Below are 19,625 nucleotides of genomic sequence, written 5' to 3' on the forward strand. Positions count from 1 at the left end.
TCTTAGTTTAACTATTGCAGCTCGTTTAACCAATTCACTTTCCTTACAATAATATTACAATTTAGTAAGATTTCTTCCTAAAACTACTTTCTACATTTTTTGCTATAATAGAGATTGTCATTTTAAAGATAAGGGGTTAGTTATATGAGCAATTCCCGTTCCATTTTATCTCAGCCAGAGTGGCGTATTGTAGATCAGTCTAGTTTGGGACCAACATTCCATGCATTGCAGTCATTCGCAATGGATGACACACTGTGCACAAGCATTGGAAATGGTCAATCAGCTGCAACAATGCGTTCTTGGGTTCATCACAATACAATTGTTCTTGGCATTCAAGATTCACGCCTACCACACTTGGAAGAAGGTATTTCCTTTTTACAAGAAAACAACTTCAATGTTATCGTTCGTAATTCCGGTGGACTTGCAGTCGTACTTGATGAAGGTGTTTTAAACGTATCACTTTTATTCCAAGAGACCGAAAAAGGTATCGATATTGATCTTGGATACGATACAATGTGGCATTTAATTAAGGAAATGTTAAACGATTACGATGTTACAATCGAGGCAAAAGAAATTGTTGGTTCTTACTGTCCTGGTAGCTATGACTTAAGTATTCGCAATCAAAAATTTGCTGGCATTTCACAGCGCCGTATTCGCGGTGGTGTCGCTGTCCAAATTTATCTCTGCGCTACAGGAAGTGGCTCTGAGCGTGCCGCACTCGTTCGTGATTTCTACAACCTAGCCATTCAAGGAGAAGAAACACGCTTTACGTATCCTGAAATTGTACCGAGTACGATGGCTTCACTTTCAGAATTACTTGGCGAAACCATTACAGTACAAGATTTAATGATGCGCCTTTTAAAAACATTGCAGCAATTCGCTCCAAAGTTAACACCATCTCAATTAACAATAGATGAAATACCTTTATATGAGACGAATTTACAACGTATTATTGATCGTAACAATAAAGCACTTGGCTTAGAAAAATAAAGACCGTCGCTATAATAGCGACGGTCTTTATTTCAATTCATTATAGAATTAAAGTGCTTGAGCTGCTGTAATTAAAGCTAACTTGTACACTTCTTCTTCGTTACATCCGCGAGATAGATCATTTACAGGCATATTTAAACCTTGTAAGATTGGTCCTACTGCTTCGAAGTTACCTAAACGTTGAGCGATTTTGTAGCCAATATTACCAGCTTCTAAGCTTGGGAATACGAATACGTTAGCATCACCTTTAATTGTAGAACCTGGAGCTTTTTTCTCAGCTACAGACGGTACGAATGCAGCATCGAATTGGAATTCTCCATCTAAAGTTAATTCAGGAGCCATTTCTTTCGCAATGCGAGTTGCTTCTACAACTTTTTCTGTTTCTGGAGATTTCGCAGAACCTTTTGTAGAGAAGCTTAACATAGCAACGCGTGGATCAATACCGAATAGTTCAGCAGTTTTCGCACTCTCGATACCAATTTCAGCTAAATCTTGGCTGTTTGGTGCAATGTTAATTGCGCAATCAGCGAATACATATTTCTCTTCTTCACGTACCATGATGAATACGCCAGAAGTTTTTGTAACGCCTGGTTTTGTTTTGATAATTTGAAGTGCTGGACGAACTGTATCAGCTGTAGAGTGAGCTGCACCACTTACTAAGCCGTGTGCTTTACCCATGTATACAAGCATTGTACCGAAGTAGTTTTCGTCTTTAAGGATTTTACGAGCGTCTTCTTCAGTTGCTTTACCTTTACGGCGTTCAACGAAAGATGCTACCATTGCATCCATTTCTTCGTATGTAGCTGGGTCATAAATATCAACGCCTGCTAATGTTAAATTCATGCTAGCAGCTTTTGCGCTAATTTCTTCTTTATTACCAACTAAAATTGGTTGTACTAACTCTTCTTTTGCTAAACGCTCTGCAGCGCCTAAAATTCTTTCATCAGTTCCTTCAGGAAGTACGATAGAAATGCCTTTTCCTTGAACTTTTTCTTTTACTGTTGTAAATAAGTTGCTCACGAATAAACCCTCCTACATATGTTAAAAAACTCTATCTTTAAGAATACTGCTTTTCCTCTATATTTTAAACTTATAGCTCCCAAAAAATAGATAAAATGAAAATGATTATATTTTCATAAAATTCAGCCTAGAAATAAATCCCCTTTAAGCCTTATCTTCTCCTATTTTCAAGTAAATTTAAATGTGACAATTTTATGCGCTAAGGCTTTATATAGATGATTTTAAAACTATATATGCTATAGTTAACGTGTAAAACTATCATTAACTGAGGTGAATAGAATGAGTGAAGCAACAACAACGTTAGATGGCTGGTATTGTTTACATGATTTACGTTCTATTGATTGGGCTGCATGGAAAACATTATCTAGCGACGAACGCGGACAAGCTGTGTCTGAATTTTTAAATGTCGTTGAAAAATGGAATGAAGTAGCTACCGGGAAAAAAGGTAGTCATGCAATGTATACAGTTGTTGGCCAAAAAGCTGATATCATGCTTATGATTTTACGTCCAACAATGGAAGAGTTGAATGAAATTGAGACAGAATTGAATAAAACAACATTAGCTGAATATATGGTTCCTGCATACTCTTACGTATCTGTTGTTGAACTAAGCAACTACCTTCCAGCTGATGAAGATCCATATCAAAACCCACAAATCTTAGCTCGCTTATATCCAGAACTACCAAAAGCAAATCACATTTGCTTCTACCCAATGGACAAGCGTCGCCAAGGTGATGACAACTGGTACATGCTTCCTATGGAAGAACGCAAAAAAATGATGTACAGTCATAGTAAAATCGGTCGCCAGTACGCAGGTAAAGTACGCCAAGTTATTTCAGGATCAGTTGGATTCGACGATTTTGAGTGGGGCGTAACATTATTCGCTGACGATGTTCTTCAATTTAAAAAACTTATATATGAAATGCGCTTCGATGAAGTAAGTGCTCGTTATGGTGAATTCGGAACATTTTTCGTTGGAAACATTTTACCAGACGAAAAGGTAGAGAAATTTTTACACATATAAAGTGAAACTTTAATCAGCCCTCACCAATCGGGCTTTTACGAGCAGTTGATCGCCCACCTAACTTCTTTGCTTTCGCTTAATTTTGAGGTGGGGATCTTACTGCCCGGCAAATAGCGGGGCAAATCGTGAAAAAGGAACGAAATTCGTTCCTTTTTTTTATTACCCTCTATATTTCTCTTCAAAAAACTTCTTTTCTCCGCAAATTTGAACAAAAATCGACAAATTCCTTTCAAATCCCTTACAAAATTGTAACCTTTCTATATCCAAATTTATGCTAAAATGGTACGAGCTACATGCTAATAACGATGCGAAGGTGATAATCTATATGAAGAAAATCTTGTCTATTTTACTAGTGCTTTTATTGTCAATTTATTCCTTAGGAGTAACAACATCCCATGCGGAAGAAAAAATACACATTGAGGCAGCTGCTGCACTTCTATTTGATGCAGATACAGGAAAAATACTGCATGAACAAAATCCAGATGAATTACTAGCTATCGCTAGTATGTCAAAACTAATTGTTGTTTATGCTGTATTAGAAGCAATTAAAGAAGGAAAAATCACTTGGGATACAAAGGTAAACATTTCTGATTACGCTTATGAAGTTTCACGTAATAATGAATTCTCTAACGTTCCGTTTGAAAAGGGACGTCAATATACTGTAAGAGAATTATATCATTCTATCGTTATCTTCTCTGCAAACGGATCTAGTATTGCCTTAGCAGAACTTCTTGCAGGAAGTGAGAAAAACTTCTTAAATCTTGCAAATGAACATGCAAAAAAACTAGGGTTAAAGAAATATAAATTTGTAAACGCTACTGGATTAAATAACGCTGACTTAAAGGGAAAACACCCTGAGGGAACGGATCCGAATGGAGAAAATTCCATGTCAGCTCGCGATATGGGTATGCTTTCAAAAGCAATGATTACAAAGTATCCAGAAATGCGAGAGGATACAAAACAAAGATTTAGAAACTTCCCAGATAATCATCCGAAACCAATTCGTATGGAAAACTGGAACTGGATGTTACCAGGTGCTGCTTTTTCTTATGAAGGAACAGATGGTTTAAAAACTGGTAGTTCTGATACGGCTGGATACGGATTCACCATTACAGCAAAACGTGGTGACTTACGCCTTATTTCAGTAATTATTAAAACAAAATCAATGGACGAGCGTTTCACTGAATCTCGTGCATTAATTGAATATGGATTTAATAACTTTGAAAAACAAAAATTAAAAGTAGATAAAAACAACACAATCTCTGTAGTAAAAGGTAAAGAAGATCAAGTAACTATTGCACCTGAAAAAGAAATAACAGTAATTGCGAAAAAAGGTAGCAAAGATCCTTATAAAATTGGGACTGAAGTAGATAAATCCCTTGCTGAAGATGGACATTTAGTCGCTCCTGTTAAAAAGGATGCAAAGGTAGGTTCCATCGTTCTAGAACCAACTGATAAATATGGATTTTTAGATGGAAATAAAAACATGAAAGTTACTGCAAAAACGACAGAAGAAGTTGAAAAGGCAAATTGGTTCGTATTAACAATGCGCTCTATCGGAGATTTCTTCTCAAACTTATGGTCTAAAGTATTTTAATGATGGAAAGCTAGCTCACGCTAGCTTTTTTTATTTTCCTCTCTCCATGTAAAACTTCGTTTGGTTGTCATATCTGAGTCCTTTTTCTCATACGTATGAACTAGTAATCGTTACACACTTCATCTAGAAATAAACCTCTTTCCACAAGGTATTCCAAAAAGAGAGGTGACACATAATGGGTGTTATTGCTTATAACGAAGAAGATGTAAAGTTATTAGCTAGACTGATGCGTGCTGAAGCCGAAGGAGAAGGACAACAAGGAATGTTAATGGTCGGAAACGTAGGAGTAAATCGTGTCCGCGGAAATTGTTTAGATTTTAAAAAAATACGTAATTTACGTCAAATGGTTTATCAAAATCCTGGCGGTTTTGAAGCAACGCAAAAAGGGTATTTTTATCAGCGTGCAAGAGAACAAGATATCGCATTAGCAAGGCGAACGATTCAAGGACAACGTTTTTGGCCCGCCAACTTTTCCTTATGGTTTTTTAGACCGGAAGGCCCTTGTCCACCAACTTGGTATAATCAACAAAACTCTGGTCGCTTCAAAAAGCACTGCTTCTTCCAGCCATCTGGCGAGGATTGTCCTGGCGTATATTAAGGATTGATAATGAGGAGGGATTTTTGGATGGCACAGCAACAAAACCCGTATTACGGAACAGGTTTCTATCAACCATCTGGAACTTATGTACAACCGCAACAAATGACCCAACAACAACAGCAACAACAGCAACAACAGCAAGCGATGCAACAACAAGCTGCGCAAGCTCAATATGCCGTTTCTCAAGGCATGTTACCATTAGAACAGTCGTATATTGAAAATATTCTTCGCTTGAACAAAGGCAAGCAAGCCACCGTTGTAATGACTTATGAGCGTGGTAGTTCACTCGGTACACAATCTTATACAGGTATTATTGAGGCAGCTGGCCGTGACCATATCGTAATTAGTGAGCCCCAATCTGGGAAACGCTATTTACTATTAATGATTTACTTAGATTATGTAGAATTCCCAGAAGAAATTACGTATTTACCTAGTCAACAAGCAACTTATGCTCCAAGACCATAAAAAAAAGCTGGCATATGCCAGCTTTTGTTTTTTATAACCCTTTTACAACTGCAGTTCCGACTAAGATCCATGCCACGATAAACGCTACACCACCAAGAGGTGTAATTGGGCCAAAGAACTTAATACCTGTCGTACTTAATGCATACAAACTACCTGAAAACATAATAATCCCAGCTACCATAAGCCAGCCAGCAGTAGTTAAAAGTGATGATTGAATTTTATCCATTAATAAAGCAACTACGAATAGTCCACCTGCATGAAACATTTGATATGTAACGCCTGTTTTCCAAACTTCTAACATTTTTGCAGAAACTTTATTTTCTAAACCGTGTGCTCCAAAAGCCCCTAGCGCAACAGATAGCCCTGCCGCAATACAACCTAGTAAAAAGAAAATTTTCATCTTAATTCCCCTTTTTTTACCTTTATCATAAGCAATTTTTTCATATAAGCCAAACGATTTATCTTCTAAAAATCAAATAAAGAATTACCGTTTGCGCCTTCTTCTTTTATATAAACAGGTTCTCCAGAAACCGGCATAACTGGTTGAACTGTCGTCATAGGCTGAGATCCAATTACTTGTGATGGAATCTCAGGTTCTCTATACATAGAAGGCTCAGCTTGTTCATCTAATAACAAATCACATAACGCTCGCACAACTAATAAATGCGCTTTTGATTGTTGCCCTTCACTGCTTTTTGCCTTTGCAATTTCATTCGCCATTTTATTTAAAATCTTATCGCTCGATATTTGCATTCCTTGTCACCTCTTACTTTGTAGTTCTTTCTCAAATTGTCCTAGCTTCTCTACTGAACCAAACACTATTATCATATCATGTTCTTGTAGTTTTTCCTGCCCCGTTGGATTATGTATAACATTCCCATTTCTCAAAATCGCTAAAATTGTTACATCAAATTGATTTCTCACATCACTCTCGAGTAATGATTTACTAGCTAAAATAGAGCCCTTTCCTACTGCAATCTCTTCAATTACAAATGACTGCTCCACGCCATACAGTACTGTATCAATATAATGAACTGTTAGCGGATTCGCAATACCTTTTGCAATATGAATTCCTGCCATGCTAGATGGATTAATCACCTTATTCGCCCCAGCCCGCTTTAATTTGTCTTCAGTTTCTGGTTTTTCTGCTCTTGCCACAATTTTAATTGCATCGTTTAATCCTCTAGCCGTTAATGTAATAAATACATTTTCAGCATCATTTGCTACGATGGCAACTAAACCAGCTGCCTTTGAAATTCCAGCATGATGTAACACTTGGTCTTCCGTTGCATCTCCGTGTATATACAAAAGTTTTTCCTTCTCTAATATGCTTTCATCTTTATCCACAACGACAAATGGAATTTTCTTTTCTTGCAATTCATGTACAACTTGAAGCCCTACTCTACCACAACCACATACGATAATATGATTTTGTAACTGCGCTATTTGTTTATCCATCTTCTTCCTCCGCACTGCATGAAATAAATTCCCTTCAATAATCATAGCTGCCACTACACCAATTGCATACGTAACGATACCGACCCCGACCGGTATGATAAGAAGCGCAAAAACTTTTCCTGCCTGTGTTACAGGAACGGCATCTCCGTATCCAACAGTTAATACAGTAATCATCGTCATCCAAAATGCTTGAAACAAACTAATCTCTTCAATCTTCATAAATCCTACCGTTCCTAGAATTACAACAAAGGTCATACATATAACTGCTATCCATAATTGCTTACGTGCATTCATATCGTGTTTCAACTCTTTTCTCTATCTACAATCTTTGCCAGCGGAAATGAAATACATATATACTAGATACGGAATCTATGAAAGAGGTTGATATAATGAAAACATTTCTTTCCGCCTTACAATGGGCGCTATTTATTTTAGCTGGAAGCCTTATCGTACCAATTAGCGTCGCAACTAGTTATGGTCTCGATGGCGCTGAAGCTATTGCATTTGTACAAAGAACATTATTTGTTCTTGGCTTTGCTGGCCTACTGCAAGCCATATTTGGGCATAAACTTCCTATTCAAGAAGGTCCTGCTGGACTTTGGTGGGGGATTTTCTCCCTTTATGCAAGTTTAGGTGTCGTATTATTTGGATCCAGCAATGAAACGCTTAAAGTCCTTCAGTATGCTTTCCTATTAAGTGGTATCATTTGTATTATTCTTAGCATTTTTGGAATCATCGATAAACTAGTTCGCTATTTTACACCGACAGTCATTGGAACATATTTATTTCTTCTTGTCGCGCAACTTAGCGGGTCCTTCTTAAAGGGAATGTTCGGCCTTGACGGACAACATACAGAAGTACAAGCTGACGTATTTATTCTTTCACTCATTGTTATTTTACTATCCTTTTTCATCATGAAGCTACCTATTATTGGACAATATTCCGTTCTTTTCAGTATCGTCTGCGGCTGGATATTATTCGCATGCTTCGGATTATCAAATCCAGTAACGCCTGTGACAGATATAATCCGTTTTCCGTCTCTATTTGTTTTCGGAATGCCTCGTATTGAATGGAACATGGCAATTACAGTCGTTTTCGTTACACTATTACTTCTAACAAATATGTTAGCAAGTATTCGCGTTGTGCAAAGGATTGTCTCTAAGTATGAAAAGAATGCAGCACCAGATCGTTTTAAACAAGCCGGCATTATAACAGGAATCAATCAATTGCTAGGAGGCCTTTTTTCAGCTATTGGACCTGTCGCGATTTCTGGATCAGCAGGATTTATTGCAACGACTAATATTTATAAACGACTCCCATTTATGTTAGGTTCAAGCTTTATTATTTTCGTTAGTATATTCCCAAAGATTACTTCATTCTTTGCGGCGATACCTGTCGCAGTCGGATATGCTGCCATTTATCCTGTATTTGCAAGCATGATTGGTCTTGCCTTTCGCGAATACGAAACAGTACAAGATAAAGAACGATTATTTAAAGTGGCGGGTCTTTCGATCTTTACAGGAGTCGGGGTTATGTTTGTTCCAGCAGAAGCATTTTCTACGCTCCCACCATTTTTAGCATCGTTTTTAAGTAACGGTCTCGTTCTTGGATCTGTAATGGCAATTTTGCTCGAAATACTATTTTCTCGTTCAACAGAAAAACAACCATCGTAAATTGGAAAACTTCCATTATTGCACTCTACCTTTAGAGTTGTTACGATAATGATAAAATGCAAGCTAATCAGGCGTTAGCGGTATAAATTATCGTGGGCAACACGCTCATGGTAATTTATACTAACAATATAGGACTTTTCCTAACTTCACATAAAGAAGTTCGATGTCTTACTATATATTCCCCAATATCTTCATAAAACTTTATTTCTATTTCAACAAAGAGAGGAATTTTCAATATGACTTATAAAATGATTGTTTTAGATTTAGATGATACTTTATTACGTGACGACCATACTATTTCACCCCGTACGAAAGAGGCTCTAATGACTGCACAAGAGCAAGGTGTAAAAGTTGTACTTGCTTCTGGGCGTCCAACGTTTGGTATGCGCAATGTTGCGAAAGAACTTCGTTTAGAAGAATACGGCAGTTTCATTCTATCTTTTAATGGCGCAAAAATTATTAACTGTAAAACAAACGAAGAAATCTTTAGTAGTACGCTATCTCCTGAAATCGTTCACAACCTATTTGAAATTAGTAAAACTGAAGATGTATGGATTCATACTTATATGGGCGATGATATCGTAACGGAAGAAAATAATCCTTATACTGAAATTGAGGGCGATATTACTGGTATGCCAATTGTTGTAGTAGATGACTTTAAAGCTGCTGTTAAAGAGCCTGTAGTAAAAGTATTAATGAATAAAGAAGCTGAACGCCTTGTTGTAGTAGAAAAGAAACTACAACAACAACTAGAAGGTCAATTAAGCGTGATGCGTTCGAAACCATTCTTCTTAGAATTTACTGAAGCCGGTGTTACAAAAGGAACGAGCTTAAACAAACTGATCCAAAAGCTTGGCATTAAGCGTGAAGAAGTTATCGCAATGGGCGATAGCTATAACGACCAAGCAATGATTGAATTTGCTGGTCTTGGCGTTGCAATGGGCAATGCACCAGATGATATTAAGGAAATTGCCAACTACGTAACAGATACAAATATGAACGATGGCGTTGCAAAAGTCGTAGAGAAATTTGTACTAAAAAACGAAGTACTTGTTTAATATTTTCATTCACAAAACCTATTTGAAGTCAAACACTTCAAATAGGTTTTTATTTAAATTACCACGCTTTTGTGACTATATTTTGAACTTTGCACTATTCTCGTAGTGTAAACTTTCTTTTTGTATATAATGAAACAAAATAGACTATTTTATTTTGAAAAAGAATACAAATTTACTATATACAAGCATACATTAAAGGAGGCTACTTCATGTTATCTACACCAATCGGACGATTAAGAGCAATTGGACTTGTTGAGGGAATTTCTTTCCTACTACTATTATTTGTAGCAATGCCATTAAAATATTTTGCAGGATTTGCTACAGCCGTTAAAATTACAGGCATGGCTCATGGTGTTTTATTTATTCTATTCATCTTTGCGGTAATTCAAGTAACAATCGTACACCGTAAATCAATTTTATGGGCACTTGGAGCATTCGTTTCATCAATTATCCCATTCGGTACGTTTGTACTAGATGCAAAATTAAAGAACGAACAACAATAATAACAAAAAGGTAGTTAACGACTGTTAACTACCTTTTCTATTTATAGATTTGGAATTTCCCAATCAATTTCTCTCTCGCCCATATTAGCTAAAATCGTATTTACTTTAGAATATGGTTTACTACCAAAGAAACCACGTCTTGCTGATAGTGGACTTGGATGTACAGATTCGATAATATGGTGCTTCTTATTCGTAATTAACTTTTTCTTCGCCTGTGCATGGCGTCCCCACAATATGAAAATAACCGGCTTTTCACGTTCATTTAATAGCTCAATTACGCGATCTGTGAAATGCTCCCATCCTTTCCCTTTATGAGAATTTGCTTCACCTTGTCGAACTGTTAGTACAGTATTTAATAATAAAACTCCTTGCTCTGCCCACTTTACTAAATAACCGTTATTCGGGATTTCATAACCATATTCATCCCGAAGTTCTTTATACATATTTAGCAATGACGGCGGCGTTTTAATACCAGGTTGTACTGAAAAGCTTAAACCATGCGCTTGATCCGGTCCGTGATATGGGTCTTGTCCTAAAATAACGACCTTTGCATTTTCATAACTTGTATATTCTAGAGCATTAAAAATATCTTCTACTTTCGGATAAACAACATGTGTGCTGTACTCTTCTTTCAAAAAATCAGCTAGTTTGCGATAGTATTCTTTCTCAAATTCCAGTGCCAATAATGGCCCCCAATCATTTTTTAAAACATTTTTCATGCTTTCACTTCCCGTCCAATTAATTCACCATATCCTGCTTTGTAAATACTACAAACGAAATAATAAGGGACACAACGGCCCATACAGTTAAATTCATTAAAGAAAACCCCATCGATAACCCTTGTAATGCAGGTAATTTTCCTGATAGATAATCTGTTAATGATAAATTCACACTAAAAATATATTTCGCACCTTCCCAAGATGTTGCGAATGAGCTTAAAATACCACCTGCAATTAGTGCGGCTAACATAACGCCCATACCAGCTGGTGTATTTCGAATTAAAACGGAAACCATAAATGATATAGTTCCGACAACGATAGCAACAAACCAAGCTAATCCATACGCCATCAAAATATATTGCCACTGCGGAATAAGATGTACAAAATTCGTATTTAACGTTTCCTTATCAATAACAAACCCAGTTAAAACGGGTAAATTCCATCCTGAGTATCCAAATACAAGCCCTGATAATACGTAAGCAAACAAACCGACAAGGAGCAGTATGAGTGAAATGAAAAATAACATCGTCACGTACTTACTAAGGAGTATTTTCCAGCGCCGAATCGGCCGCGTAAGTAACATCTTCATCGTTCCATCACTTCGTTCTCCTGAAACAATATCAATAGCTACAATCATTACAAGAAGCGGAATAAACAATGTAATTCCTTGCTCAATAAACGCCCTTACAAAAGTGGGTGCGCCCGGTGCCATCGGGTTAATATCATGATCTAAATAATATTGTTGCTGCTCCACTCTTACCTTTAGCCAATCACGCCATTCTTCTGGTAGTCTAGAATTGTTCAAGCGGTTTTGAGAATCAACAATTTGTTGTTGCAGCGAAACTTTCCAATCCGTTGTACCTAGCCTTTTTTGTGTCGTTTCTACTTCACGATACTGCGCATACACAAAAAGTGGGATCAAGATTGCTAAAATAAGCATGACAACAAAAATACGTTTCTTACGATAAATTTTCTCCGATTCATTTAAAACTAGATTCGCAAATTCACGCATGCTGCTCACCCCTTGTGAGTTCAATAAATAAATCTTCTAGCGTAAATACAAGCTCCTTAACGCTATGCACATCTATCCCATTTTCTACAAAGTTTTTATTCCAACTACTTATAGATGCAATATCCATGCGGCATAGTAATCGATTATCTTCTATACTCACTTCTCTTACTTCCTTAGCATCTTCTAGCATATCTTTCGCTTTAGAAATCGGTGTAACAATCCATTCTACACGATCACTTGCTGTTTTAATTAAATCCTCAATCTTGGCAACTGTTATCATTTTTCCTTTATGAATAATCGCAACCCGATCGCATATCATTTGTACTTCACTTAGCAAGTGACTTGAAATAAACACACTCATATTTTCTTCTTTCACAAGCTTATGTATAAATTCCCTAAGTTCTCTAATTCCAGCTGGGTCTAAACCATTTGTCGGCTCATCTAATATGAGCAATTTTGGATTTCCAAGAAGCGCTTGCGCAATGCCGAGGCGCTGTTTCATACCAAGTGAGTACGTTTTTACCTTATCGTGAATTCTTTCATCTAAATGAACCATTTGAGCAATTTCAATAATACGTTCATCTGATATATCACCTAGCATACGGGCAAATTGCTTTAAATTTTCCCATCCAGTTAAATATGTATACAGTTCTGGGTTTTCAACGATACTCCCTATTTGACGCATCGCTTCTCTGAAATTTTCCTTAATTGAATAACCACCGATAGAAATCGTACCTTCTGTTTCTTTAATCAATCCAACTAACATTCGAATTGTAGTTGTTTTTCCGGCACCATTCGGCCCTAGGAAGCCAAACACTTCCCCTTGTTTTACATCGAAGGAAATATTCTCTACAATTGTCTTCTTTCCAATTACCTTCTTCACGTCTCGTACGGAAAGTATCGTCGTCATTTTACCCCTCCTTGTTCTAGTTTTAATTTACTCACAACATTTTGAACTAATCGGTCTGCCATATATGTATACCCTACTTCATTCGGATGAAAATGATCGGAGTATAATAATTCTTTCCCACGATTTTGGAATAAATCAAATGTCGGTGTAATATACACATTTTTATCATTTAGCGCTAATTTTTCTAAAGATGCATTCCAGTCTACAACGATGTTTGAAGAACCTTTTAAATCTTCTACATCTTCAAAAGGATTGTATAAACCAAGCCAAAAAATAGGGCTACCTGTATTTAACTTACGAATTTCTTCTATTATTTTCTTCGCTTCATTTTGGAACGTCGCCGTATCAGGACGGTATGTTTCTAAATCTATCTTTCCAAGCGATTCCCAACCTGGAAATAAATCATTTCCTCCAATTGTTAAAACGATTACATCTGCTTGCTTAATTGAATATTGAGCGCCACTACTCTCAATTTGTTTTAATAGATCGGGCATTTTTGCACCACTAACAGCTAAGTTTGTTAATGCAACCTTTTGCTTATAATCTTTTTGTAAATCCTCTTTCATACGCCCAATATAGCCAATTCCTTCTTTATCACCAACACCACGTGTTAATGAATCACCTAAACTAACGATTTGTAACGTTCCCGTTTTCTTTTTCTCTTTTGCCACTACATCGGTCTTTTTAATTAAATTTGAAGCTTTCGGATTTAACACATCATTTACACCTGAAACAAAGCCATATGCAAATAAACAGAAAGATGCAATTGTAATGAGTAGAATTACTTTTACTACTTTTGATCTCATATCAAAACCCCTTTTAGCCCTCATAGATTGTCCATAATTATACCAAACGCAATTTTGAAAAGCGATTTTCACACCTTATCTATTATGTTGTTTCCCTATGTACTAGTTCTGGCAATAACTCTACGTGCTTTACATCTATTTTCTCATCATTAATCTTTTCATATAATAATTCAAATGCCTTCACGCCAACATTTTTACTAGAATACGAAATCGTCGTAATGCCTAAAATATCTGCGACATCTTGATCATCACAACCGATAATCGTAATATCTTCTGGAATACGAATTCCTTGTTTTTTTGCTTCCGTTACCACTCCCGCTGCAATATGGTTGCAAGATACAAGAAACGCAGTTGGTTTCACTGACATACAGACCCATTCCCTGATTACATTACGTCCATCTTCCACTGTAAAACAGCCCTTAAACTTCCAGGCCTCTATCGGTGTTACAGCAATCTGTTGAAGCGAATCCTCATACGCTTGTTTTCTTCTCTGACTATTAATGCTATTACTTCTTCCAATGCAATACCCAATACTTGTATGGCCGGCATCTATTAAGCTCTTCATGCCGCGCGAAAAGACTTTATAGTAATCAATATGCACACTCGAAATGAAATTCGAGTCTATTTCTTCACACATAACAATTGGACCAAATTTCGTATATTCTTCAAGCTTTTCCTTACTATTTACTCGGGAACATATAATAACCCCATCAAGCTTTTTCATTTTTAACATATTCAAAATTTCTAATTCTCTTTCCTCACTATAATTCGTCTGACAAAGCATCATATTATAGTTATTCTTTGCTGTTTCCTTTGATATTCCCTCGATAATAGCGCTATAATATTGATCATTTACGTGCGGTAATAAAACACCAATGACATTCGTTTTTCCTTTCACTAAATGAATTGCATTCACATTTTGCGTATAATTTAATTCTTCTATAATTGTTAAAATTTCTTTTCGTTTCTGTTCATTCACATATGGATGATTATTCAATACACGTGAAACAGTTGAAACAGATACTCCAGCAAGTTCAGCAATCTTCCTTATATTCGTCATCTCATTTTCCCCTTCTCGAAAAAATTCTCCCTTGACCTGGTAAGCTTTCCACAATATATCCTTTCCTAGCAAATACATTTTGAAAGGATATACAACTATGCTTCGATTCAAATTAGAATATATATTTTTCATTGGCGGTCTACTCATTCTCGCCATCGGTATTAATATGATGACGACAATTACTTCTTTTGGACTTAGCCCTTATGATTCCTTCTTTATTGCACTATATCAAAATTTCGGGGTAAGTATCGGTTTTTGGATTTTCATGATTAATTTTGCTTTTACCCTTATCGTTCTCTTTTGGAATAAAAAACAAATAACAATTGGTACAATCGTAACGATGGTTCTTATTTCTCTTTTTGTTGATTGGATTGGTTCCATTACAACTATTATGGACACTATCCGTTCTCTTCCAAAATATATAACACTTATTTGCGGAAATCTATTCGTTGGAGCTGGGATTGGTCTTTACGTCTCTACAAACCTTTGCGCAGCACCTCAAGAAGCTTTCGTTTTAACCGTTGCTGAGAAAAAGAAATGGACATTTAGAAGAACAGAAATTTCATTAGCGTTTTTATTTTTAACATTAAGTTTTTTATTAGATGGACCTATCTATTTTGGAACAATCATCTTATCCTTTACAACAGGCTGGATTATCCAAGCATTTATTCAAATTGGTACGCAGATTTTAAATAGAAAAGAGCCTGTTAAGCAAGCTGCTTAACAGGCTCTTTCTGTTTTATGATAAGGGATACTACTTAGCATCCCCTTCAATTCGATAGTTTGCTTTCAAACAATCTATTTCTTCATACCCTTGCAACGTATGTAGAATATAATCATAATCAGCAAGAGACGCACGATGCGTCACGATTACAATTTCAGCCTTCCCTTTCTCTTCAAGCGGCATTTGAATAATCTTTTCAAAGCTAACGCCACGCTCAGAGAATAATGAAGTAATTTTTGCAAATACACCAATTTCATCTTTTACATGAAGTCTTAAAAATTTCTTCACAACAATTTCGTCTGGCTCTTTTAATACTTTTTTATACTGCGGGGATACCGCACTATTTCCGTTTACACCTAATCGAATATTTTGCATTACAGCTACTAAATCTGAAACAACAGCTGTTGCTGTCGGTAAACTTCCTGCACCTGGCCCATAAAACATCGTTTCTCCGACCGCTTCACCATACACATATACAGCGTTATATTCGTTTTGCACAGCCGCAAGAGGATGTGTATTTGGAAGTAGTGTCGGTTCAACTGTCACCTCTAATTTTTCACCATCTCGCTTCGCAAGACCGATTAATTTAATCGTGTATCCTAAACTCTTACTGTATTCAATATCTTCTTCTGTAATAGAAGTAATCCCTTTTACCTTTACATCTCCAAGCTCTACATTTGTAGAAAAACCAAGGGTAGCCAAAATCGTCATTTTTCTCGCTGCATCTAAACCTTCCACATCTGATGTTGGATCTGCTTCTGCAAATCCAAGTTGTTGGGCTTCTTTTAACACGTCGTTATATGCTCTCCCTTCATCTGACATTTTCGTCAAAATAAAATTTGTCGTTCCATTTACAATTCCCATTACTTTCGTAATAAGATCTGAAGAAAGTCCTTCTACGATACTTCGTAAAATCGGAATCCCTCCGGCTACACTCGCTTCATAAAACAAATCTGCTTTATTATCTTTTGCTACCGCTAACAGTTCCGCCCCATGTAACGCCATTAAATCTTTATTGGCAGTCACAACATGCTTCCCACTTTGTAAGGCTTGCAAAATGTATGCTTTTGCATCATCAATGCCACCCATCACTTCGATGACAACGTCAATATTTGGATTATCTAAAATTTCATTTGCATCTTGTGTTAATAGAGTAGAAGGTACCTCTACTTCTCTCTCTTTTTCAATATTTTGTACTAGTACTTTCGTTACTTTTACAGGACAACCTACTTGGTGGATAAGTCGCTCTTGATGATCTGTAATGATACGAACTACACCGCTACCAACTGTCCCAAGACCTAATAAACCAATTTGAATTTCTTTCATAATCCTGTCCACCCCTCAAAAATTGTGTTTAGATGAAATTATATGAGTAAAAAATCTGAAAAACAATGTTTTTTGAACATTCGGAAAAATATAAGGTAATCTTTACAAAGAAAACGTTGCCACGTGTTACACAATCTTTTTTTATAATACATAAGGGGTTTCTTGATACACGTAATAATTCAGCCAATTAGAGAATAATAGATTCCCATGGCTTCTCCACCTTACAAGTGGTTTCTCATTTGGATTATTATGCTTAAAATAATTTTTCGGCACATCAATATTTAACCCTTTTTGGCGGTCCCGTTCGTATTCTTGCTTTAACGTATCACAACTATATTCACTATGCCCGAGCGCAAACACTTGCCTTCCTTCTTGCCCAATGACAAGGTGAACACCCGCTTCCTCAGAATTTGCTAATAATGTTAAGTCTGTCACCTCTCTAATATCACTCTCTCGTACTTCTGTATGACGAGAATGCGGGGCAAAAAACAATTCATCAAACCCTTGTAACAATTTCACATGTTGCTCACAGACTTCATGTTCAAATACACCGAACATTTTTTCCTTAAGAGGATGCTTTGGAACACCATAATGATGATACAAGCCAGCCTGTGCCCCCCAGCAAATATGAAGCGTAGATGTTACATTCTTTTTTGAATACTCCATAATACGTTTAAGCTCTTCCCAATAATCTACCTCTTCAAAAGAAAGAGTTTCAACTGGTGCTCCTGTAATAATAAGTCCATCAAATTTCTCATTCTCAATATCACGAAATGTTTTATAGAAACTCGTTAAATGGTCCTGCGCTACATTGCGAGACAAATGTGATTCCATATGAAGTAAGTGAACATCTAATTGCAACGGTGTGTTGCCAATTAAACGAAGTAATTGCGCTTCTGTTTCTTGCTTTGTAGGCATTAAATTTAAGATAGCAATTTTCAATGCCCGGATATCTTGTGTTTCTGCTCGCTCCTTCGTCATTACAAAAATATTTTCCTTCTGCAACACTTTGCGAGCTGGTAAATCTTTATCAATTATGATCGGCATGTTCTTTGCCTCCGACTAGCGCTGCTTCTAAATCTGCAATAATATCAGAAACATCTTCTATACCAACCGATAAACGAATTAAATCTGATGTAACGCCAGCTAGACGCTGATCTTCAGCACTTAATTGTCTATGCGTTGTGCTAGCAGGATGTATAACGCAAGTTCGTGCATCCGCTACATGCGTTACGAGAGTTGCTAGTTTTACATTTGCGATAAATTCTTTCGCTGCTTCTAATCCGCCCTTAATGCCGAATGTTAAAACACCACTAGCACCTTTTTTCAAATACGTTTGTGCTAACGAGTAATTTTCACTGCTATCTAATCCAGGATAATTCACCCATTCAATACGTTCATGGTTAGCAAGCCACTTAGCAACTGCGAGAGCATTTTCACTATGACGCTCCATTCTTAAATGCAGCGTTTCTAAGCCGATATTGCTAATATACGCATTGAATGGGCTCATACAGTTTCCGTAGTCTCTTAATAATTGAACACGCGCCTTCACAATATAAGCTGCTGCACCAAAATTTTGAACGTAACTTACGCCGTGATAACTTGGATCCGGTTCAACAAGTTCAGGATATTTCCCATTTGTCCAATCGAAGTTCCCTCCGTCAATGACAATGCCGCCTAAAGAGCTTGCATGACCATCAATATATTTCGTCGTAGAATGAACGATAATATTTGCTCCGTGCTCAAATGCTTGGCATAAATAAGGAGTTGCTAATGTATTATCCACGATAAAAGGTACTTCTAACTCTTTCGCTGCATCTGAAAATTCTTTGAAATTTAAAACGTTCATCGCTGGATTTCCTAACGACTCTGCATAAACAAGTTTCGTCTTATCATTAGCAAGGGCCACAATTTCATCAGCACTTAAATTCGGATTAAAGAACGTAACGTCAATACCAAGCTTACGCAAACTCACTCCAAATAAATTAAACGTTCCGCCATAAACTGTGGAAGAACAAAGCAAGTGGTCTCCGCTACTACAAATATTTAAAACAGCAAGCATAATAGCAGCCTGCCCAGAAGCCGTTGCAACAGCTCCTACACCACCCTCTAAATCCGCTAACTTTTGCTCAAATGCAGCTAAAGTAGGATTTCCAATACGCGTATATATATATCCTTCTGCCTCTAAATTAAATAGCGCTGCTAAATCATCTGAAGTATCGTATTTATACGTTGTACTTTGATAAAGTGGCAAAACACGCGGTTCACCATTCTTTGGTGTATAGCCACCTTGCACACAAATTGTTCCTTTTCCCCATGATTCTCCCATCTCTCATTCTCCTTTCTTTTATACAAAATAAAAAAACTGCTCCTTTCCTGAAAACAAGAAAGGAGCAGTTTGAAAACACGCTCTAAAGGCTCTTTCTTATCTTTCAGGATTATTACCTGCAGGATTTGGCACAATTCCGTTATACGGCTGTTGCCAAGGTTTCATCGGGCCTGTCCCTCCACCTTTTCTTGATAAGACTATGCAATTACCGTTGATTTTATAGCAATAATTTCCTAATGTCAATCAGTTTTTCTGAATGTTCTAAATTAAATACAAAAAAATTCAACATGCATAACAAAAGAAATATATTCCATATTCATTTGAAAAAGACCTTTTAAAACCCACGATTACTAT

At 36.7% G+C, this 19,625-nt stretch carries 21 protein-coding genes and 1 riboswitch; of the genes, 9 read left to right on the forward strand and 12 right to left on the reverse strand.

Annotated elements, in window-relative coordinates; all coding sequences use genetic code 11:
* The first annotated feature begins 144 nt into the window (after nt 1-144).
* Nucleotides 145-990: an octanoyl-[GcvH]:protein N-octanoyltransferase gene (gene lipL / locus ILS93_RS22705; RefSeq protein ID WP_046955490.1), complete on the forward strand. Its 846-nt coding sequence runs from the start codon at nt 145-147 to the stop codon at nt 988-990.
* A 48-nt stretch (nt 991-1,038) separates the two neighbouring features.
* Here the strand turns inward: lipL and pta are convergent, their stop codons facing one another.
* Nucleotides 1,039-2,010, reverse strand: coding sequence for a phosphate acetyltransferase (gene pta, locus ILS93_RS22710; protein ID WP_000067226.1), 972 nt, complete (start codon nt 2,008-2,010; stop codon nt 1,039-1,041).
* 279 nt (nt 2,011-2,289) lie between these two features.
* Here pta and hemQ point away from each other — a divergent pair, with 279 nt between their 5' ends.
* From hemQ to gerQ, 4 genes are all read left to right on the forward strand, one after another.
* Nucleotides 2,290-3,033 (forward strand): hydrogen peroxide-dependent heme synthase, encoded by a 744-nt coding sequence (gene hemQ, locus ILS93_RS22715; RefSeq protein ID WP_088047719.1) that lies wholly within the window; start codon nt 2,290-2,292, stop codon nt 3,031-3,033.
* A gap of 325 nt (nt 3,034-3,358) precedes the next feature.
* Nucleotides 3,359-4,630, forward strand: coding sequence for a serine hydrolase (locus tag ILS93_RS22720; protein ID WP_222661315.1), 1,272 nt, complete (start codon nt 3,359-3,361; stop codon nt 4,628-4,630).
* Nucleotides 4,631-4,805: 175 nt separating this feature from the next.
* The gene (cwlJ, locus tag ILS93_RS22725) at nt 4,806-5,228 is read left to right on the forward strand and encodes a cell wall hydrolase CwlJ (RefSeq protein WP_000538163.1); all 423 of its coding nucleotides are present in this window, start codon (nt 4,806-4,808) and stop codon (nt 5,226-5,228) included.
* Nucleotides 5,229-5,255: 27 nt separating this feature from the next.
* Nucleotides 5,256-5,693, forward strand: coding sequence for a spore coat protein GerQ (gene gerQ, locus ILS93_RS22730; protein WP_222661318.1), 438 nt, complete (start codon nt 5,256-5,258; stop codon nt 5,691-5,693).
* A gap of 31 nt (nt 5,694-5,724) precedes the next feature.
* Here gerQ and ILS93_RS22735 read toward each other — a convergent pair whose 3' ends face one another.
* The 3 genes from ILS93_RS22735 to ILS93_RS22745 form a co-directional block, all read right to left on the reverse strand.
* Nucleotides 5,725-6,093 (reverse strand): DUF423 domain-containing protein, encoded by a 369-nt coding sequence (locus ILS93_RS22735; RefSeq protein WP_000688322.1) that lies wholly within the window; start codon nt 6,091-6,093, stop codon nt 5,725-5,727.
* A 65-nt stretch (nt 6,094-6,158) separates the two neighbouring features.
* Nucleotides 6,159-6,446 (reverse strand): YwdI family protein, encoded by a 288-nt coding sequence (locus tag ILS93_RS22740; RefSeq protein WP_001167358.1) that lies wholly within the window; start codon nt 6,444-6,446, stop codon nt 6,159-6,161.
* Nucleotides 6,447-6,452: 6 nt separating this feature from the next.
* Nucleotides 6,453-7,445 (reverse strand): potassium channel family protein, encoded by a 993-nt coding sequence (locus tag ILS93_RS22745; protein ID WP_222661362.1) that lies wholly within the window; start codon nt 7,443-7,445, stop codon nt 6,453-6,455.
* Between the two features lie 95 nt (nt 7,446-7,540).
* Between ILS93_RS22745 and ILS93_RS22750 the strand changes: the two genes are divergently transcribed.
* The 3 genes from ILS93_RS22750 to ILS93_RS22760 all read left to right on the forward strand — a co-directional run bounded on the left by ILS93_RS22750 (nt 7,541) and on the right by ILS93_RS22760 (nt 10,385).
* Nucleotides 7,541-8,824, forward strand: a complete 1,284-nt coding sequence (locus ILS93_RS22750) for a purine/pyrimidine permease (RefSeq protein WP_142313278.1) — start codon at nt 7,541-7,543, stop codon at nt 8,822-8,824.
* Between the two features lie 236 nt (nt 8,825-9,060).
* Nucleotides 9,061-9,882, forward strand: coding sequence for a Cof-type HAD-IIB family hydrolase (locus ILS93_RS22755; protein WP_088313698.1), 822 nt, complete (start codon nt 9,061-9,063; stop codon nt 9,880-9,882).
* A 209-nt stretch (nt 9,883-10,091) separates the two neighbouring features.
* Nucleotides 10,092-10,385, forward strand: coding sequence for a DUF3817 domain-containing protein (locus ILS93_RS22760; RefSeq protein ID WP_048542756.1), 294 nt, complete (start codon nt 10,092-10,094; stop codon nt 10,383-10,385).
* A gap of 41 nt (nt 10,386-10,426) precedes the next feature.
* On the opposite strand, the gene ILS93_RS22765 is transcribed toward ILS93_RS22760, so the two are convergent.
* From ILS93_RS22765 to ILS93_RS22785, 5 genes are read right to left on the reverse strand one after another with little or no spacing between them, the layout of a single operon-like run.
* Nucleotides 10,427-11,104, reverse strand: coding sequence for a uracil-DNA glycosylase (locus tag ILS93_RS22765; protein ID WP_064476060.1), 678 nt, complete (start codon nt 11,102-11,104; stop codon nt 10,427-10,429).
* A 19-nt stretch (nt 11,105-11,123) separates the two neighbouring features.
* Entirely contained in the window at nt 11,124-12,116 is a 993-nt protein-coding gene (locus ILS93_RS22770; protein ID WP_001206503.1) for an ABC transporter permease subunit, read from the reverse strand.
* Nucleotides 12,109-13,026: an ABC transporter ATP-binding protein gene (locus tag ILS93_RS22775; protein ID WP_088047717.1), complete on the reverse strand. Its 918-nt coding sequence runs from the start codon at nt 13,024-13,026 to the stop codon at nt 12,109-12,111. Before ILS93_RS22775 ends, ILS93_RS22770 begins: the two co-directional genes overlap by 8 nt.
* On the reverse strand, nt 13,023-13,904 hold the full coding sequence (locus ILS93_RS22780; protein ID WP_141525220.1) for an SGNH/GDSL hydrolase family protein: 882 nt from the start codon (nt 13,902-13,904) through the stop codon (nt 13,023-13,025). Before ILS93_RS22780 ends, ILS93_RS22775 begins: the two co-directional genes overlap by 4 nt.
* A gap of 10 nt (nt 13,905-13,914) precedes the next feature.
* On the reverse strand, nt 13,915-14,892 hold the full coding sequence (locus ILS93_RS22785) for a LacI family DNA-binding transcriptional regulator (protein ID WP_222661320.1): 978 nt from the start codon (nt 14,890-14,892) through the stop codon (nt 13,915-13,917).
* A gap of 97 nt (nt 14,893-14,989) precedes the next feature.
* Between ILS93_RS22785 and ILS93_RS22790 the strand changes: the two genes are divergently transcribed.
* Entirely contained in the window at nt 14,990-15,616 is a 627-nt protein-coding gene (locus ILS93_RS22790; protein ID WP_064476056.1) for a YczE/YyaS/YitT family protein, read from the forward strand.
* A 30-nt stretch (nt 15,617-15,646) separates the two neighbouring features.
* Here the strand turns inward: ILS93_RS22790 and ILS93_RS22795 are convergent, their stop codons facing one another.
* The 3 genes from ILS93_RS22795 to ILS93_RS22805 form a co-directional block, all read right to left on the reverse strand.
* Nucleotides 15,647-16,942 (reverse strand): homoserine dehydrogenase, encoded by a 1,296-nt coding sequence (locus tag ILS93_RS22795; RefSeq protein ID WP_000659071.1) that lies wholly within the window; start codon nt 16,940-16,942, stop codon nt 15,647-15,649.
* A 141-nt stretch (nt 16,943-17,083) separates the two neighbouring features.
* Nucleotides 17,084-17,989, reverse strand: coding sequence for a homoserine O-acetyltransferase MetA (metA, locus tag ILS93_RS22800; protein ID WP_064476054.1), 906 nt, complete (start codon nt 17,987-17,989; stop codon nt 17,084-17,086).
* Complete coding sequence (locus tag ILS93_RS22805; protein WP_222661322.1) at nt 17,973-19,271, reverse strand: bifunctional O-acetylhomoserine aminocarboxypropyltransferase/cysteine synthase; 1,299 nt, start codon at nt 19,269-19,271, stop codon at nt 17,973-17,975. Before ILS93_RS22805 ends, metA begins: the two co-directional genes overlap by 17 nt.
* Before the next feature lie 93 nt (nt 19,272-19,364).
* A riboswitch (SAM riboswitch) is annotated at nt 19,365-19,469 on the reverse strand.
* Nucleotides 19,470-19,625 lie beyond the last annotated feature (156 nt).

It is taken from the genome of Bacillus sp. 16GRE42 (assembly GCF_019837435.1).
Classification (GTDB): domain Bacteria; phylum Bacillota; class Bacilli; order Bacillales; family Bacillaceae_G; genus Bacillus_A; species Bacillus_A wiedmannii.

Bases quoted from the DNA above. Each gene is read 5' to 3' on its own strand.
- lipL (WP_046955490.1), top strand. From the start codon at position 145: ATGAGCAATTCCCGTTCCATTTTATCTCAGCCAGAGTGGCGTATTGTA.
- hemQ (WP_088047719.1), top strand. From the start codon at position 2,290: ATGAGTGAAGCAACAACAACGTTAGATGGCTGGTATTGTTTACATGAT.
- ILS93_RS22720 (WP_222661315.1), top strand. From the start codon at position 3,359: ATGAAGAAAATCTTGTCTATTTTACTAGTGCTTTTATTGTCAATTTAT.
- cwlJ (WP_000538163.1), top strand. From the start codon at position 4,806: ATGGGTGTTATTGCTTATAACGAAGAAGATGTAAAGTTATTAGCTAGA.
- gerQ (WP_222661318.1), top strand. From the start codon at position 5,256: ATGGCACAGCAACAAAACCCGTATTACGGAACAGGTTTCTATCAACCA.
- ILS93_RS22735 (WP_000688322.1), bottom strand. From the start codon at position 6,093: ATGAAAATTTTCTTTTTACTAGGTTGTATTGCGGCAGGGCTATCTGTT.
- ILS93_RS22740 (WP_001167358.1), bottom strand. From the start codon at position 6,446: ATGCAAATATCGAGCGATAAGATTTTAAATAAAATGGCGAATGAAATT.
- ILS93_RS22745 (WP_222661362.1), bottom strand. From the start codon at position 7,445: ATGAATGCACGTAAGCAATTATGGATAGCAGTTATATGTATGACCTTT.
- ILS93_RS22750 (WP_142313278.1), top strand. From the start codon at position 7,541: ATGAAAACATTTCTTTCCGCCTTACAATGGGCGCTATTTATTTTAGCT.
- ILS93_RS22755 (WP_088313698.1), top strand. From the start codon at position 9,061: ATGACTTATAAAATGATTGTTTTAGATTTAGATGATACTTTATTACGT.
- ILS93_RS22760 (WP_048542756.1), top strand. From the start codon at position 10,092: ATGTTATCTACACCAATCGGACGATTAAGAGCAATTGGACTTGTTGAG.
- ILS93_RS22765 (WP_064476060.1), bottom strand. From the start codon at position 11,104: ATGAAAAATGTTTTAAAAAATGATTGGGGGCCATTATTGGCACTGGAA.
- ILS93_RS22770 (WP_001206503.1), bottom strand. From the start codon at position 12,116: ATGCGTGAATTTGCGAATCTAGTTTTAAATGAATCGGAGAAAATTTAT.
- ILS93_RS22775 (WP_088047717.1), bottom strand. From the start codon at position 13,026: ATGACGACGATACTTTCCGTACGAGACGTGAAGAAGGTAATTGGAAAG.
- ILS93_RS22785 (WP_222661320.1), bottom strand. From the start codon at position 14,892: ATGACGAATATAAGGAAGATTGCTGAACTTGCTGGAGTATCTGTTTCA.
- ILS93_RS22790 (WP_064476056.1), top strand. From the start codon at position 14,990: ATGCTTCGATTCAAATTAGAATATATATTTTTCATTGGCGGTCTACTC.
- ILS93_RS22795 (WP_000659071.1), bottom strand. From the start codon at position 16,942: ATGAAAGAAATTCAAATTGGTTTATTAGGTCTTGGGACAGTTGGTAGC.
- metA (WP_064476054.1), bottom strand. From the start codon at position 17,989: ATGCCGATCATAATTGATAAAGATTTACCAGCTCGCAAAGTGTTGCAG.
- ILS93_RS22805 (WP_222661322.1), bottom strand. From the start codon at position 19,271: ATGGGAGAATCATGGGGAAAAGGAACAATTTGTGTGCAAGGTGGCTAT.